Genomic DNA, 16,038 nt, shown 5'->3' on the forward strand with positions numbered 1-16,038 from the left:
GCCCTGGCGTCGGCCCAGCGTGAAGCGCAGTCGTCGTTCGGCGACTCGCGGATGCTGGTGGAAAAATACGTGCTCAAGCCGCGCCACGTGTAGATCTCGGTGGTCGCCGTATCATTAAAAAAATTCCTGTGGGGGGGGGGGGGGGGGGGGGGGGGGTTCGCGGATTATTATTTTCCCCCTCAAATTTCCCGGCGCGGGGGGGGGGGGGGGGGGGCCGGCGCCCCCCCCCACCGCCCTCCCCTTCCGCAAGTTTGAATACCATGCTGACCTGGCTCCAACGCAACACCCTTGATTTCCCTCCTCTGGAAAAGGCCATGCGCGACCCCAACGGCCTGCTGGCAGCTGGCGGCGACTTGTCCGCCGATCGGTTGATCCAGGCCTATCGCCATGGCTGTTTTCCTTGGTTTTCCGAAGGCCAGCCCATTCTCTGGTGGTCGCCGGACCCGCGCACCGTGCTGTTTCCGCAGGAACTGCATGTGTCCCGCAGCCTCAACAAACTGCTGCGCCAGCAACGCTACCGCGTCACCTTCGATCAGGACTTCGCCGCGGTCATCAGCGCCTGCGCCGCGCCGCGCGACTATGCCGATGGCACCTGGATCACCGACGCCATGCAGCAGGCCTACCTGCAGTTGCATGCACGGGGCTACGCCCATTCGGTGGAAGTCTGGGACCAGGACGAACTGGTCGGCGGGTTGTACGGCTTGGCGATGGGCCAGCTTTTTTTTGGCGAGTCGATGTTCAGCCGAGCCGACAATGCATCGAAATTCGGCTTTGCCACCCTGGTCAAACACCTCCATGAATGGGGATTTGTGCTGATCGACTGCCAGATGCACACCAGCCACCTGCAAAGCCTGGGCGCCCGAGCCATCACCCGTAGTGACTTTGCCGGCTATCTGCGCCAGCACCTGGATCAACCCAGCCGCGCCACGTGGGTTTGCTGAGCGATTTTTGCACCTGTGGCTTACACTTAATTCAAAGCTTATTCCGAGGGTTGACTCATGACCGAGTTGGCGCGTTTGAAGTTCTATGCCACTCAACCCCACTCTTGCAGCTACCTGCCCGATGAACAGGCCACCACCCTGTTTCTCGATCCTAGCCAGCCAATGGATGTGCATGTCTACGCAGACCTGTCGGAAATGGGCTTTCGCCGCAGTGGCGACCACCTGTATCGCCCGCATTGCCAGAACTGCAACGCCTGCGTTCCCGCACGCATCCCCGTCGCGCAGTTTTTGCCCAATCGCCAGCAAAAACGCATTCTCAAGCGCAACAGCGAACTGAGCGTGAAAGCGGTCAAACCTGCATTCAGCGAAGAATATTTCGAGCTGTACCGCCGCTACATCGAACAGCGCCATGCCGATGGCGATATGTTCCCGCCCAGCCGTGACCAGTTCTCCACGTTCCTGGTGCGCGACCTGCCGTTCTCCCGCTTCTACGAATTCCGCCTCGAAGGTCGCCTGCTGGCCGTGGCGGTGACCGATTTGCTGCCTAATGGCTTGTCGGCGGTCTACACCTTTTACGAACCGGACGAAGAGCGGCGCAGCCTGGGACGCTACGCGATCCTCTGGCAGATCGGCGAAGCCCTGCGCCTGGGGCTGGAGGCTGTCTACCTCGGCTACTGGATCAAAAACTGCAAAAAGATGAACTATAAGACCCAATATCGCCCTATTGAGCTGCTGATTAACCAGAGATGGGCAACCCTCAGCTAGAAGGTCTTGGCTTAAACCCCATTTTTCGGGCACAATGCACGCCGCTTTTGCCTGGCGCAGTTGCACCGGGCCATTCATTGGATACCGAGGGCTTTACTGCATGTCGAAAGAAGACAGCTTCGAAATGGAAGGCACTGTCGTCGACACCCTGCCCAACACCATGTTTCGTGTGGAGTTGGAAAATGGGCACGTCGTAACCGCGCATATCTCCGGCAAGATGCGCAAGAACTACATTCGTATTCTTACCGGTGACAAAGTGCGCGTCGAGCTGACGCCCTATGACTTGAGCAAAGGGCGCATCACTTACCGCGCTCGCTAAGCAAGTCAATACAAGACGCCCGGTTATGCCGGGCGTTTTTGTACGCGCCGAGAAAGCCTGACAGGCGCCGGAGCGGCTTACCCCGCGCAGATCGATACGCCGCGCACTCACAAACCCCAGATAGCACAAAGGCACCTTGCAGTGCCTTTGGCCGTTTTACATCGATTGCGATCACGCCATTTCTGCGGTGGTCTCGAAGTCGAAGGTCAGCTCGCCGTCCTTGATGTCGATGTGAACCACACCGCCATGATCGGCCAACTCGCCAAACAGGATCTCCTCCGCCAGCGGACGCTTGATCTTGTCCTGGATCAAACGTGCCATTGGCCGCGCACCCATGGTCACATCGTAACCACCCGCCGCCAGCCAGCTGCGAGCAGCATCAGTCACTTCCAGCTGCACACGCTTGTCTTCCAACTGCGCCTGAAGCTCGGTAAGGAACTTGTCCACCACACTTTTGATGACCTCATGACTGAGGCGACCAAATTGGATAATGGTGTCCAGGCGGTTGCGGAACTCCGGCGTGAAGCTCTTCTTGATCACTTCCATGGCATCGGAAGAGTGATCCTGGTGGGTGAAACCGATCGAAGCCCGCGCGGCCGTTTCAGCACCGGCGTTGGTGGTCATGATCACGATCACGTTACGGAAGTCAGCCTTGCGCCCGTTGTTATCGGTCAGGGTGCCATGATCCATCACCTGCAACAGCAGGTTGAAGACTTCCGGATGCGCCTTCTCGATCTCATCGAGCAGCAATACGCAATGCGGCTGCTTGGTAATCGCTTCGGTCAGCAAGCCGCCCTGGTCGAAACCGACATAGCCGGGAGGTGCACCGATCAAACGCGATACGGTGTGGCGCTCCATGTACTCGGACATGTCGAAACGAACCAGCTCGATCCCCAGCGCCTTGGCCAACTGCCGCGCCGCCTCGGTCTTGCCCACCCCGGTAGGACCGGCGAACAGGAAGGACCCCACAGGCTTGTCCGGAGACTTGAGGCCCGCACGGGACAGCTTGATGGCGGTAGACAGCGAGTCGATCGCAGCATCCTGGCCGAAGACCGTCAGTTTCAGGTCGCGTTCAAGATTACGTAACAGCTCCTTGTCGGAACTGGTGACGTGCTTCGGAGGAATACGTGCAATTTTTGCGACGATATCTTCCACCTGTGGCACTTCAATACGTTTGACGCGCTTTTCGACCGGTTGCAGCCGTTGATAGGCACCCGCCTCGTCGATCACATCAATGGCTTTGTCCGGCATGTGCCGATCATTGATGTAGCGTGACGCCAACTCGGCGGCAGCGCGCAGCGCTTCATCGCTGTACTCGATGCCGTGGTGCTGCTCGAAGCGCCCTTTAAGGCCACGCAGGATACCGATGGTGTCTTCAACCGAAGGTTCGGACACATCGACTTTCTGGAAGCGCCGCGCCAAGGCACGGTCCTTCTCGAAGATCCCACGGAACTCCTGGAAGGTGGTCGAGCCAATGCAACGAATATCACCCGAGGACAGCAGCGGTTTCAGCAAGTTGGAGGCATCCATCACGCCGCCAGACGCTGCACCCGCACCAATAATGGTGTGGATTTCGTCGATAAACAGGATCGCTTGTGGGCGTTTTTTCAACTCGCCAAGCAACGCCTTGAAGCGCTTCTCGAAGTCGCCACGGTATTTGGTCCCGGCCAGCAAAGCGCCCAGGTCCAGGGAATAAACCACGCTATTGGCCAACAGATCAGGCACCTGATTGTCGACGATACGCTTGGCCAGGCCCTCGGCGATCGCAGTCTTGCCGACACCCGCCTCACCCACCAGCAACGGGTTGTTCTTGCGACGACGCGCAAGGATCTGAGCCACCCGTTCAACCTCAAGCTCACGCCCCACCAACGGATCGATTCGACCCTGGCGTGCGAGTTCATTGAGATTACTGGCATAGGCATCCAGAGGATTGCCCGAAGAAGAAGACTCACCACCCTCTTCGTCCTGCATATCTTGCTCACCTTCAGAGTGATCGCCATGCCCCGGCACCTTGGAGATGCCATGGGCGATGTAGTTGACGACGTCGATGCGGGCAACGCTCTGCTGTTTCAGCAGGAACACGGCCTGACTCTCTTGCTCACTGAAGATTGCGACCAGCACATTGGCGCCGGTCACTTCCCGCTTGCCCGAGCTCTGTACGTGGAAGACAGCACGCTGCAATACCCGCTGAAAGCCCAGGGTTGGCTGGGTTTCACGATCCTCGTCATGCACAGGGATCAATGGCGTGGTGGAGTCGATGAACTCCTGCAGATCATGCTTGAGTTTGTCGAGGTTAGCTCCGCAGGCACGTAAAACAGTGGCGGCGGCCTCATTATCTAAAAGAGCCAACAAAAGGTGCTCAACCGTCATGAACTCATGACGCTTCGAGCGGGCCTCCTTGAAGGCGAGATTGAGGGTGACTTCGAGCTCGCGGTTTAACATAGCTTCACCTCATACCCAAGTGGTCGGCGTTAACCGTCCTTCTCGATTTCACAGAGTAGCGGATGCTGGCTTTCCCTGGCGTACTGGTTGACCTGCATGGCCTTGGTCTCGGCGATGTCGCGGGTAAACACTCCACATACTGCCCGTCCTTCTGTGTGAACGGCCAGCATTACCTTGGTCGCCAGCTCGCGATTCAGGTTAAAAAACACCTCGAGCACTTCGACGACGAAATCCATCGGTGTGTAGTCATCATTGAACAAAACCACCTTGTACATCGGCGGCGCCTGCAATGCAGGCTTAGCTTCCTGTACAGCCAAGCCAGCGGAATCGTCGTCGTGTAGATCCGGGCGATCCTGATTGAATGTTAGTCGAATCTGGCTGAATGCATGCATGGAAAGAAAGGTTCGTTAGTTGTGCAAATACAGTGGTGGGGGCACCTCGGGACGATTTCAACTCCGACCGCCGGGTCACCTTGACTATCGGCAAAACGGTGTTACAACCAATAGAGCCCACATTGGGTAAAAAAGGTCCGCGCAGTCAACCTTATTTATCAGGTCCCAGTGCGGATGAACGGATGATACTCCAGTGATGGAGTCTGTTGCAGAGGGATATGAGTATGGCAAGCGGCAAGGTCAAGTGGTTCAACAATGCCAAGGGCTACGGTTTTATCAACGAGGAAGGCAAGAGCGACGACCTTTTTGCCCATTACTCGGCCATCGACATGGATGGCTATAAAACCCTGAAAGCCGGGCAGCCCGTGAGCTTCGAGATCATTCAAGGCCCCAAGGGCTTGCATGCCGTGAAGATTACCGAGCTCAAGCTTCCAGGCGAAACCAGCCATGAAACACAGCAGGAAACAGCCTTGAGCTGAGACTCGCCAGCATCCGGACATAAAAAAACCGGCCGACTCAAGGGATTGAGTCGGCCGGTTTTGTTTTAGCCGTCAATCACTCACATATGCGAGATCAGCGCATCACCGAACGCGGAAGACGACAGCAGCTTGGCACCGTCCATCAGACGCTCGAAGTCATAGGTCACGGTCTTGGCCGAGATGGCGCCGTTGGTGCCCTTGATGATCAGGTCGGCCGCTTCGGTCCAGCCCAGGTGGCGCAGCATCATTTCTGCGGAAAGAATCAGCGAACCCGGGTTCACCTGGTCTTTACCCGCATACTTCGGTGCAGTGCCGTGGGTAGCCTCGAACATGGCGATGGTGTCGGACAGGTTGGCGCCTGGCGCGATACCGATCCCCCCCACTTCCGCCGCCAGGGCGTCGGACAGGTAGTCACCGTTGAGGTTGAGGGTCGCGATCACATCGTATTCGGCCGGGCGCAGCAGGATCTGCTGGAGCATGGCGTCGGCGATGGCGTCCTTGACGATAACGTTCTTGCCGGTTTTAGGGTTCTTGAACTGCATCCACGGGCCGCCGTCGAGCAGGGTCGCGCCGAACTCTTCGGCCGCCACTTCGTAGGCCCATTCCTTGAAGGCACCTTCGGTGAACTTCATGATGTTGCCTTTGTGCACGATGGTCAGCGAGTCGCGGTCATTGTCGACCACGTACTGCAGGGCCTTGCGCGCCAGGCGCTTGGTGCCCTGCAGGGAAACCGGCTTGACGCCGATGCCGCAGTTTTCGTCGAAACGGATCTTGGTGACGCCCATTTCTTCTTTAAGGAATTTGATGACCTTGGTCGCTTCCGGCGAACCAGCTTTCCACTCGATGCCGGCGTAAATGTCTTCCGAGTTCTCACGGAAGATGGTCATGTCGACGTCGCCTGGTTTTTTCACCGGGCTTGGCACACCTTCGAACCAGCGCACTGGGCGCAGGCAGACATAAAGGTCGAGCTGCTGGCGCAGGGCCACGTTCAGGGAACGGATACCACCACCAACCGGCGTGGTCAGCGGGCCCTTGATGGACACCACGTAATCCTTGACTGCGTCCAGGGTTTCCTGAGGGAGCCAGGTGTCCTGGTCGTACACTTGAGTAGCCTTCTCGCCGGCATAAACCTCCATCCAGGAAATTTTGCGCTCGCCGCCGTAAGCCTTCTTAACAGCAGCATCTACAACCTTGATCATGACCGGGCTGATATCAACGCCAATACCATCACCTTCAATAAAAGGGATGATCGGGTTGTTAGGAACATTGAGAGAATGGTCTGCATTGACGGTGATTTTGTCGCCGACTGCTGGAACCTGAATCTTCTTGTATCCCATGCTGAACTCCGTTGTGTGGATTGAACATCTGGCTGCGTTCGAGCGTACCCCAGTTGAATCTGCACGGAAACCTCAGCTTCCCGTCATCTGCCGGGAAGTTGCACAGTTCGCCGCGTACAAGCCTGAAATCAAAGGGAAAAGCGCCAAACTTGAGCACATCGGTCGACTCTACGCCCCCACCGCGCCTGCGACCTTTAGACCAATGGACGAGTAGCGCCCTCTATGAACCATCGGCGTTTTGCCAGCTACCTATGTATAATGCCGCCGCTGACCACAGAGTCACGACGGCTGACCTCTCTAAGACGAGGCTTTCCGCCCGAAAAGCCGAGCTGTTACCGCAGCTCACCCGCTTGACGCTCGACTGATGCACCCAACATCACCGCGAAGAAATCTCGACATTCGGCTCATGGACGACTTTGAACGAACGCGCTTACCCGGCGCACCTCGAGTTTCTGCGCACGCTTTAGCAAAGAAGAGAGTTAATCCGAATATGCCCACCCGTTCGAAGATCATCTATACCTTCACCGACGAAGCCCCTGCACTCGCCACCTACTCACTGCTGCCTATCGTAGAAGCCTTCACCGCTTCCGCTGATATTGCCGTGGAAACCCGCGACATCTCGCTGGCTGGCCGCATCCTCGCAAGCTTCCCCGAGCAACTGGGCGCCAAAGCCGTGCCGGACCACCTCGCCGAACTGGGCGACCTGGCCGTTACGCCGGAAGCCAACATCATCAAGCTGCCGAACATCAGTGCCTCGGCGCCACAACTGCAAGCCGCGATCAAAGAGCTGCAGGACCAGGGTTATGCCCTGCCGGACTATCCGGAGACCGTCACCAGCGACGCCGACAAAGAAACCAAGGCCCGTTACGACAAGGTCAAGGGCAGCGCGGTAAACCCGGTACTGCGTGAAGGCAACTCCGACCGTCGCGCCCCACTGTCGGTCAAGAACTACGCGCGCAAGCACCCGCACAAAATGGGCGCCTGGGCCAAAGACTCCAAGTCCCACGTGGCTCACATGAGCAATGGCGACTTCTACGGCAGCGAAAAAGCCGCCCTGATCGAAGCCGCCGACAGCGTTAAAATCGAGCTGATCGCTCAAGACGGCACCCACACCGTCCTGAAAGAAAAAACCGCCGTGCAAGCCGGCGAGATCCTCGATTGCGCCGTCATGAGCAAAAAGGCCCTGCGCGCCTTTGTCGCCGCCGAAATCGAAGACGCCAAGAAACAAGGCGTGCTGCTGTCGGTGCACCTCAAAGCCACCATGATGAAAGTCTCCGACCCGATCATGTTTGGTCAGATCGTTGCCGAGTTCTACCAGGACGCCCTGGCCAAGCACGCTGACGTACTGAAAGAAATCGGCTTCAACCTGAACAACGGTATCGGCGACCTGTACGCCCGCATCAAGGCCCTGCCAGCCGAGCAGCAGGCGCAGATCGAAGCTGACATCCAGGCCGTATACGCCGCACGCCCTTCCCTGGCGATGGTCAACTCCGACAAAGGCATCACCAACCTGCACGTGCCGAGCGACGTAATCGTCGACGCCTCGATGCCGGCCATGATCCGTGACTCCGGCAAAATGTGGGGCACCGACGGCCAACTGCACGACACCAAGGCACTGATCCCGGATCGCTGCTACGCCACCATCTACCAGGCGGTGATCGAAGACTGCAAGCAACACGGCGCCTTCGACCCAACCACCATGGGCAGCGTGCCGAACGTCGGCCTGATGGCGAAAAAAGCCGAAGAGTACGGCTCACACGACAAGACATTCCAGATCAAGGCTGACGGCGTGGTTCGCGTCACCGACGGCAAGGGCAACCTGCTGCTGGAACAGAAAGTCGAAGCTGGCGACATCTTCCGCATGTGCCAGACCAAAGACGCGCCGATCCAGGACTGGGTCAAGCTGGCCGTCAACCGTGCTCGCGCCAGCGCCACTCCGGCCATCTTCTGGCTGGACCCAATGCGCGCCCACGACGGCGTGATGATCGAGAAAGTTCAGGCTTACCTGAAGGATCACGACACCACCGGCCTCGACATCCGCGTGATGTCGCCGGTAGAAGCCATGAGCTTCACCCTGGCCCGCACCCGCGAAGGCAAGGACACCATCTCGGTCACCGGCAACGTGCTGCGCGACTACCTGACCGACCTGTTCCCGATCATGGAACTGGGCACCAGCGCCAAGATGCTGTCGATCGTGCCGCTGATGAATGGCGGCGGCCTGTTCGAAACCGGCGCCGGCGGTTCGGCTCCGAAGCACGTGCAACAGCTGCTGGAAGAAAACTTCCTGCGCTGGGACTCCCTGGGTGAATTCCTGGCCCTGGCCGCTTCCCTGGAGCATCTGGGCAACACCTACAACAACCCCAAGGCGCTGGTACTGGCCAAGACCCTGGACCAGGCCACCGGCCAGTTCCTGGACAACAACAAGTCGCCTTCGCGCAAAGTCGGCAACATCGACAACCGCGGCAGCCACTTCTACCTGGCGCTGTACTGGGCTCAAGCCCTGGCGGCCCAGACCGAAGACGCCGCACTGCAAGCGCAGTTCAGCACCCTGGCCAAGACCCTGACCGAGAACGAGGCGACCATCGTTGCCGAGCTCAATGCGGTCCAGGGCAAGCCCGTGGACATCGGCGGCTACTACAGCGCCAAGCCTGAGCTGGTGAGCCAGGCCATGCGCCCAAGCGCCACCCTCAACGCGGCCATCGCTGCGCTGGTGTAAGCAAGACCGAACCCACAAACCCCGGCCGCGCGCCGGGGTTTGTGCTTCTGGCACCTTTTCAGGAGCATCTTTCATGGAATGGCAACCCCACATCACCGTCGCCACCATTGTCGAAGACAACGGCCGCTTCCTGTTCGTCGAGGAATATCAGGACGAACAAGCCGTACTCAACCAGCCCGCCGGGCACCTGGATCCCGACGAGAGCCTGTCCCAGGCCGCCGTGCGCGAAACCCTGGAAGAAACCGGCTGGGACGTGGAGCTGATCGGCGTCGTCGGTCTCTACCTCTATACCGCCCCCAGCAACGGCGTGACCTACCAGCGCGTGTGCTTCGCCGCCAAGCCGCTCAAACATCACCCGGACTATCAGCTGGATGACGGCATAATCGGCCCGCGCTGGTTGACCCGTGACGAACTGCTCGAACAACGCGCACACTGGCGCAGCGAGCTGATCATCCGTTGTGTCGATGATTACCTGGGCGGCCAACTGCACAGCCTTGAGCTGATTCGCCCGGCGCTTTAACCGCAGTTTTAGCCTTGCAGGCCTCAGCCTGTTAGAATCGCGTCCTTTTTCAAGACACCCATTGAATTCCTATGCGTGATCCAGCCCCTTCTGACACCCAAAAGAAGCGCGTCATCGTCGGCATGTCCGGCGGCGTGGATTCTTCCGTTTCCGCCCTCCTGCTGATCGAGCAGGGCTACCAGGTGGAAGGCCTGTTCATGAAGAACTGGGAGGAAGACGACGGAACGGAATACTGCACCGCCATGGACGACCTCGCGGACGCCCAGGCCGTGTGCGACAAGATTGGCATCAAGCTGCACACCGCCAACTTCGCCGCCGAGTACTGGGACAACGTGTTCGAACACTTCCTGGCCGAATATAAAGCCGGACGCACGCCGAACCCGGACATCCTCTGCAACCGGGAAATCAAGTTCAAGGCGTTCCTCGACTACGCCATGATGCTCGGCGCCGACCTGATCGCCACCGGCCACTATGTGCGCCGTCGCGACCTCGACGGCCGTACCGAATTGCTCAAGGGCCTGGACCCGAACAAGGACCAGAGCTACTTCCTGCACGCCGTTGGTGGCGAACAGATCGCCAAGACCCTGTTCCCCGTAGGCGAGCTGGAAAAGCCCGAAGTCCGAGCCATTGCCGAGAAACACGACCTGGCCACGGCCAAGAAAAAGGATTCCACCGGCATTTGCTTTATCGGCGAGCGCCGCTTCAGCGACTTCCTCAAGCAGTACCTGCCCGCCCAGCCCGGTGAAATCAAAACCACCGAAGGTGAAATCATCGGCCGTCACCACGGCCTGATGTACCACACCATTGGCCAGCGCCAGGGTCTGGGCATTGGCGGCCTGAAAGACGCCAGCGACGAGCCGTGGTACGTGCTGCTCAAGGACCTGGAGCACAACGAGCTTATCGTCGGCCAGGGCAATGACCACCCATGGCTGTTCTCCCGCGCCCTGCTCGCCTCCGAGATCTACTGGGTCAACCCGGTCGACCTCAGCGAACCACGGCGCCTGACAGCCAAAGTCCGCTATCGCCAGGGCGACCAGCCCTGCACCCTGGAAAAAACCGCCAACGGCTATCGCGCAACCTTCGACGACCCGCAGCGCGCGGTGACCCCAGGCCAATCCGTGGTGTTCTATGACGGCGAAATTTGCCTGGGTGGTGGCGTGATCGAAGTAGCAGAGCCTTGGAGCAGCAAGGCATGAGCCCGACTCAGGAGCAATTGACGGCGCTGGGCGGCGTGTTTCTGGCAGCGGTCCTGGTCGACAAGATCGCCAAGACCGGCCAGGTCACCGAAGCCGGCCTGAGCTGCATGCTCGGCAGCTTGCTGATCCGCGACCCCAAGGACACCCTGGAAGTCTACGGCGGTGACGACATCAACCTGCGCGAAGGCTATCGCGCACTGATCGGCGCCCTGGAGCGCGACCCCAGCACTCTGCAGCGCGAGCCCCTGCGTTACGCGCTGTCGATGCTCGGCCTTGAGCGGCAACTGGCCAAGCGCGAAGACTTGCTGGAGACCATCGGCAAGCGCCTGCCGCAGATCCAATCCCAGGTAGAGCACTTCGGCCCGGCCCATGAAAACGTGATCGCCGCCTGCGGCGCGCTGTATCAGGACACCCTGAGTACCCTGCGCCAGCGGATCCAGGTGCACGGCGACATGCGCAACCTGCAGCAGCCGAGCAACGCCTCGAAAATCCGCGCCCTGCTGCTGGCCGGGATCCGCTCGGCACGCCTGTGGCGCCAATTGGGCGGCCATCGCTGGCAGCTGGTCATCAGCCGTCGCAAATTGCTCAAAGAGCTTTATCCGTTGATGCGCAGCAGCTGAGCTGCGCCCGCAAGCGCTGTTTGCACGTCGTTACGCGTAAGACGCTGGTCAGTTGGCAACGGACCAGCGGTTTTTTTCATGTATGATACGCGCCCCATTTCGTTGCCCGACTGTCCGAGAACACCCCATGCAGCTTTCTTCGCTCACTGCGGTTTCCCCTGTTGACGGCCGCTACGCCGGCAAAACCCAGGCCCTGCGCCCTATTTTCAGCGAGTACGGCCTGATCCGTGCCCGCGTCCTGGTTGAAGTGCGCTGGCTCCAGCGCCTGGCCGCTCACCCCGCAATCGGCGAAGTGCCGGCGTTCTCTGCCGAAGCCAACGCCGTGCTGAATGCACTGGCCGAAAACTTCGCCCTGGAGCACGCCGAGCGCGTCAAGGAAATCGAGCGCACCACCAACCACGACGTCAAAGCCATTGAGTACCTGCTCAAGGAACAGGCCGCCAAGCTGCCTGAACTGGCCAACGTCAGCGAATTCATCCACTTTGCCTGCACCAGCGAGGACATCAACAACCTGTCCCACGCCCTGATGCTGCGCGAAGGTCGTGATGAAGTGATGCTGCCACTGATGCGCCAGACTGCCGACGCCATCCGCGAGCTGGCCATCCGCTTCGCCGATGTACCGATGCTGTCGCGCACCCACGGCCAACCGGCTTCGCCGACCACCCTGGGCAAAGAACTGGCGAACGTGGTCTACCGCCTTGAGCGCCAAATCGCCCAGGTCGCTGCCGTTCCGCTGCTGGGCAAGATCAACGGCGCCGTAGGCAACTACAACGCACACTTGTCGGCCTACCCGGAAATCGACTGGGAAGAGAACGCCCGCGCCTTTATCGAAGACGAGCTGGGCCTGGGCTTCAACCCCTACACCACCCAGATTGAGCCGCACGACTATATTGCCGAGCTGTTCGATGCCATTGCCCGCTTCAACACCATCCTGATCGACTTCGATCGCGATATCTGGGGCTACATCTCCCTGGGCTACTTCAAGCAGCGCACCATCGCTGGCGAAATCGGCTCGTCGACCATGCCGCACAAGGTCAACCCGATCGACTTCGAAAACTCCGAAGGCAACCTGGGCATCGCCAACGCGCTGTTCCAGCACCTGGCGAGCAAGCTGCCGATTTCCCGCTGGCAGCGTGACCTGACCGACTCCACCGTACTGCGCAACCTCGGCGTCGGCTTTGCCCACAGCGTGATCGCTTATGAAGCCAGCCTCAAAGGCATCAGCAAGCTGGAGCTCAACGCACAGAAAATCGCTGCCGACCTGGACGCCTGCTGGGAAGTCCTGGCCGAGCCGATCCAGACCGTGATGCGTCGCTACAACATCGAAAACCCCTACGAAAAACTGAAAGAGTTGACGCGCGGCAAGGGCATCAGCCCTGAAGCGCTGCAAACTTTCATCGATGCCCTCGACATGCCTGGTGCCGCCAAGGCCGAGCTGAAAAAGCTAACCCCGGCGAACTACATCGGTAACGCTGTAGAGCAAGCCAAGCGCATCTGATCGACCGCTACACCCGTTTGAGACGCCCGGCAGCGCCGGGCGTTTTTATTCCCGTCTGAAAAGTGCTTTTTTTCAATAGGTTACACATGAATCCTGACATTCCTCTTCAACTGCTGGGCGGCATTACCGCACGTGAATTCCTGCGCGACTACTGGCAGAAAAAACCACTGCTGATCCGTCAGGCTATTCCTGATTTCGAAAGCCCTATCGACGCCGACGAGCTGGCCGGCCTGGCCCTGGAAGAGGAAGTTGAATCGCGCCTGGTGCTCGAGCATGGCGAGCATCCCTGGGAATTGCGCCGCGGCCCGTTCGCCGAAGACGCGTTCAGCAAACTGCCGGAGCGCGACTGGACCCTGCTGGTACAGGCTGTTGACCAGTTCGTTCCGGAAGTGGCCGAGTTGCTGGAGAACTTCCGGTTTCTCCCAAGCTGGCGCATCGATGACGTGATGATGAGCTTCGCCGCACCCGGTGGCAGCGTGGGTCCGCACTTCGACAACTACGACGTGTTCTTGCTGCAAGGCCATGGCCAGCGCAACTGGAAAATCGGCCAGATGTGCGACTCCGAGAGCCCACTGCTGAAACACGCCGACCTGCGTATCCTGGCCGACTTCGAAGAGACCGCCGAATGGGTCCTGGAACCCGGCGACATGCTCTACCTGCCGCCGCGCCTGGCGCACTGGGGCGTTGCGGTGGACGACTGCCTGACCTACTCGGTAGGCTTTCGCGCGCCAAGTGCTGCCGAAGTCCTGACCCACTTCACCGACTTCCTCAGCCAGTTCCTGCCTGATGAAGAGCGCTACACCGACGCCGACGCGACCCCGGTCAGCGACCCGCACCAGATCCAGCACGATGCACTCGATCGCCTCAAAGGCTTGCTCGCCGAGCACATGAGCGACGAACGCCTGCTGCTGACCTGGTTCGGCCAGTTCATGACCGAGCCGCGCTACCCGGAATTGGTAGTGGGCCCGGAGCTCGAAGAAGAAGACCTGCTGGGCAGCCTGGAGCAAGGCGCCGTCCTGATCCGTAACCCGAGTGCGCGCCTGGCCTGGTCGGAAGTGGATGAAGACCTGCTGCTGTTCGCCAGCGGCCAAAGCCGACTGCTTCCGGGTAAACTGCGCGAGCTGCTGAAAATGGTTTGCGCCGCGGATGCGCTGCACGTCGACAACCTTGGCCCGTGGCTGGCCGATGACGATGGCCGCAACCTGCTGTGCGAACTGGTCAAGCAAGGGAGCCTGGGGTTTGCCGATGAATAAGATTCGCGTACGTGTCGCTGACTGGCAAAAGGATAACGCCGAGATCCGGCGCATTCGTGAAGCCGTGTTTATTGCTGAACAGTCCGTACCACCTGAACTGGAGTGGGACGCGGATGACGACAGCGCGGTGCATTTCCTGGCCTTTGAAGGTGACTTTCCGATCGGCACGGCGCGCCTGCTGCCGGACGGCCATATCGGCCGGGTATCAGTCCTCAAGGACTGGCGCGGCCTGAAAGTCGGCGACGCGCTGATGCAAGCGGTGATCGGCGAAGCCGAAAAACGCGGCCTCAAGCAGCAGATGCTCAGCGCCCAGGTCCAGGCCACGCGGTTTTATGAGCGCCTGGGGTTCAGCATTGTCAGCGAGGAGTTCCTCGAGGCAGGCATCCCCCACGTCGATATGGTGCGCGGCGCCTGACCCAAAGGCCTCAATAGCGACAACAAGACGCCCCGGCATCCGGATATTCAGCACGCTAAGCTGGACCCAGGACGCCGGGGCGTTTTGCCATCTGCGATTCAACTTGCCCCACCCCGGGCCGACAAACTGTCAAACTCAAGGCTTTACGCATCACCCATCTGCGGAGATAACGGATATGTCCCTACGCACCCTGCTCACGACGCTGCTGCTGACCTTCAGTTTCTCGGTCATGGCTGCCACCGAGATCGTGCCCCTGAACCACCGCACCAGCGCAGATTTGCTGCCAGTGGCGCAGAACTTCCTGGGCAAGGACGGCAAGGTCAGTGCCTATGGCAACCAACTGATCGTCAATGCCGAACCCGGCAAGATCGAAGAACTTCGCGCCTTTATCGCCCAGCTCGATACCGCCGCCAAGCGCCTGCTCATCACCGTCGACACCAACGAAAACAATATTCAGGACAACCAGGGCTATTCGGTGAATGGCGCCCCGCAGGCGCGCATCATTAACCGCAGCACCGAGAGCCGCGACGGCGGCATCCAGCAGATCCAGGCCAGCGAAGGCATACCGGCATTGATCCAGGTCGGGCAAAGCGTGCCGCTGACCACCACCCAGCCCGATGCCTATGGCCGTCCGCAGAACCAGACCCAGTACCGCAACGTCACCCAGGGTTTCTACGTCACCGCCAGTGTGACCGGCGACACCGTGCACCTGAGCATCAGCACCAACCGTGACCGCATGAGCCAGGAACGTCCCGATGTAGTGAACGTGCAAAGCACCGACACAACCGTCAGCGGGCGCCTCGGCGAGTGGATCACTCTGGCCGGCGTCAATCGCCAGACACAAGCCGACAAACAGGGCCTGGGCCGCAGCTACTCGACTCAAGGTCGGGATGACATGACCTTGCGAGTCAAGGTCGATTCCTTGGACTAAAGCACCAAAAACTGACTGATTAGTCGTATTAGACCAAAGATGTAGTGCCATAAAAAAAGCACTACAAAACATTTGACGAGCCAAAAAACCGAAGGCATGATGGCCTCGCTCCCGCTAATCAGGGGCCCTGGCAAGGGCCTTCGGATCGCCGCTCTAACCTACCCACCTGAGCCGATTCGTGTCTGTACCGCCCACAAGGCGTGTTTGACGAGAT

At 59.5% G+C, this 16,038-nt stretch carries 15 protein-coding genes and 1 pseudogene; 13 read left to right on the plus strand and 3 right to left on the minus strand.

The genetic code is table 11. The features are described 5' to 3' along the window. The 4 genes and pseudogenes from ACOZJV_RS30250 to infA form a co-directional block, all read left to right on the plus strand. Window positions 1–90 (plus strand): annotated as a pseudogene (locus tag ACOZJV_RS30250) (hypothetical protein); the annotation flags it as partial. A 170-nt stretch (window positions 91–260) separates the two neighbouring features. Then, the gene (aat, locus tag ACOZJV_RS30255) at window positions 261–941 is read left to right on the plus strand and encodes a leucyl/phenylalanyl-tRNA--protein transferase (RefSeq protein WP_078473582.1); all 681 of its coding nucleotides are present in this window, start codon (window positions 261–263) and stop codon (window positions 939–941) included. 57 nt (window positions 942–998) lie between these two features. Beyond that, window positions 999–1,706 carry an arginyltransferase gene (locus ACOZJV_RS30260; RefSeq protein ID WP_078473583.1) on the plus strand — a complete coding sequence of 236 codons (708 nt, stop codon included), beginning with the start codon at window positions 999–1,001 and terminating at the stop codon, window positions 1,704–1,706. 100 nt (window positions 1,707–1,806) lie between these two features. Beyond that, a complete protein-coding gene (gene infA, locus ACOZJV_RS30265) occupies window positions 1,807–2,025 on the plus strand; it encodes a translation initiation factor IF-1 (protein WP_002553999.1) in 219 nt (72 codons plus the stop codon). Window positions 2,026–2,196: 171 nt separating this feature from the next. Here infA and clpA read toward each other — a convergent pair whose 3' ends face one another. Both clpA and clpS read right to left on the minus strand, forming a co-directional pair. Beyond that, window positions 2,197–4,467: an ATP-dependent Clp protease ATP-binding subunit ClpA gene (gene clpA / locus ACOZJV_RS30270; RefSeq protein WP_020296731.1), complete on the minus strand. Its 2,271-nt coding sequence runs from the start codon at window positions 4,465–4,467 to the stop codon at window positions 2,197–2,199. A 29-nt stretch (window positions 4,468–4,496) separates the two neighbouring features. Then, a complete protein-coding gene (clpS, locus tag ACOZJV_RS30275; protein WP_020296732.1) occupies window positions 4,497–4,859 on the minus strand; it encodes an ATP-dependent Clp protease adapter ClpS in 363 nt (120 codons plus the stop codon). Window positions 4,860–5,083: 224 nt separating this feature from the next. On the opposite strand from clpS, the gene cspD reads away from it, so the two are divergent. After that, window positions 5,084–5,338, plus strand: coding sequence for a cold shock domain-containing protein CspD (gene cspD / locus ACOZJV_RS30280; protein WP_078473631.1), 255 nt, complete (start codon window positions 5,084–5,086; stop codon window positions 5,336–5,338). Window positions 5,339–5,418: 80 nt separating this feature from the next. Here cspD and icd read toward each other — a convergent pair whose 3' ends face one another. Next, window positions 5,419–6,675, minus strand: a complete 1,257-nt coding sequence (gene icd, locus ACOZJV_RS30285; RefSeq protein WP_020296734.1) for an NADP-dependent isocitrate dehydrogenase — start codon at window positions 6,673–6,675, stop codon at window positions 5,419–5,421. A 490-nt stretch (window positions 6,676–7,165) separates the two neighbouring features. On the opposite strand from icd, the gene ACOZJV_RS30290 reads away from it, so the two are divergent. The 8 genes from ACOZJV_RS30290 to ACOZJV_RS30325 all read left to right on the plus strand — a co-directional run bounded on the left by ACOZJV_RS30290 (window position 7,166) and on the right by ACOZJV_RS30325 (window position 15,824). Beyond that, complete coding sequence (locus ACOZJV_RS30290) at window positions 7,166–9,391, plus strand: NADP-dependent isocitrate dehydrogenase (protein WP_421549201.1); 2,226 nt, start codon at window positions 7,166–7,168, stop codon at window positions 9,389–9,391. Window positions 9,392–9,464: 73 nt separating this feature from the next. Continuing rightward, the gene (locus ACOZJV_RS30295) at window positions 9,465–9,911 is read left to right on the plus strand and encodes an NUDIX hydrolase (protein WP_421549202.1); all 447 of its coding nucleotides are present in this window, start codon (window positions 9,465–9,467) and stop codon (window positions 9,909–9,911) included. Window positions 9,912–9,982: 71 nt separating this feature from the next. Further along, a complete protein-coding gene (gene mnmA / locus ACOZJV_RS30300; RefSeq protein ID WP_020296738.1) occupies window positions 9,983–11,107 on the plus strand; it encodes a tRNA 2-thiouridine(34) synthase MnmA in 1,125 nt (374 codons plus the stop codon). Then, window positions 11,104–11,727 carry a high frequency lysogenization protein HflD gene (gene hflD, locus ACOZJV_RS30305; RefSeq protein WP_020296739.1) on the plus strand — a complete coding sequence of 208 codons (624 nt, stop codon included), beginning with the start codon at window positions 11,104–11,106 and terminating at the stop codon, window positions 11,725–11,727. The genes mnmA and hflD overlap by 4 nt, the downstream gene beginning before the upstream one ends. A gap of 127 nt (window positions 11,728–11,854) precedes the next feature. Beyond that, window positions 11,855–13,225: an adenylosuccinate lyase gene (gene purB, locus ACOZJV_RS30310; protein ID WP_421549203.1), complete on the plus strand. Its 1,371-nt coding sequence runs from the start codon at window positions 11,855–11,857 to the stop codon at window positions 13,223–13,225. An 86-nt stretch (window positions 13,226–13,311) separates the two neighbouring features. Further along, window positions 13,312–14,478 carry a cupin domain-containing protein gene (locus ACOZJV_RS30315; protein WP_078473587.1) on the plus strand — a complete coding sequence of 389 codons (1,167 nt, stop codon included), beginning with the start codon at window positions 13,312–13,314 and terminating at the stop codon, window positions 14,476–14,478. Further along, the gene (locus ACOZJV_RS30320; protein ID WP_078473588.1) at window positions 14,471–14,893 is read left to right on the plus strand and encodes a GNAT family N-acetyltransferase; all 423 of its coding nucleotides are present in this window, start codon (window positions 14,471–14,473) and stop codon (window positions 14,891–14,893) included. Before ACOZJV_RS30315 ends, ACOZJV_RS30320 begins: the two co-directional genes overlap by 8 nt. A 175-nt stretch (window positions 14,894–15,068) precedes the next feature. Then, window positions 15,069–15,824, plus strand: a complete 756-nt coding sequence (locus ACOZJV_RS30325; RefSeq protein WP_078473589.1) for a secretin N-terminal domain-containing protein — start codon at window positions 15,069–15,071, stop codon at window positions 15,822–15,824. Window positions 15,825–16,038: the final 214 nt, after the last annotated feature.

This window comes from Pseudomonas sp. QD4 (assembly GCF_049199125.1).
Lineage (GTDB): Bacteria > Pseudomonadota > Gammaproteobacteria > Pseudomonadales > Pseudomonadaceae > Aquipseudomonas.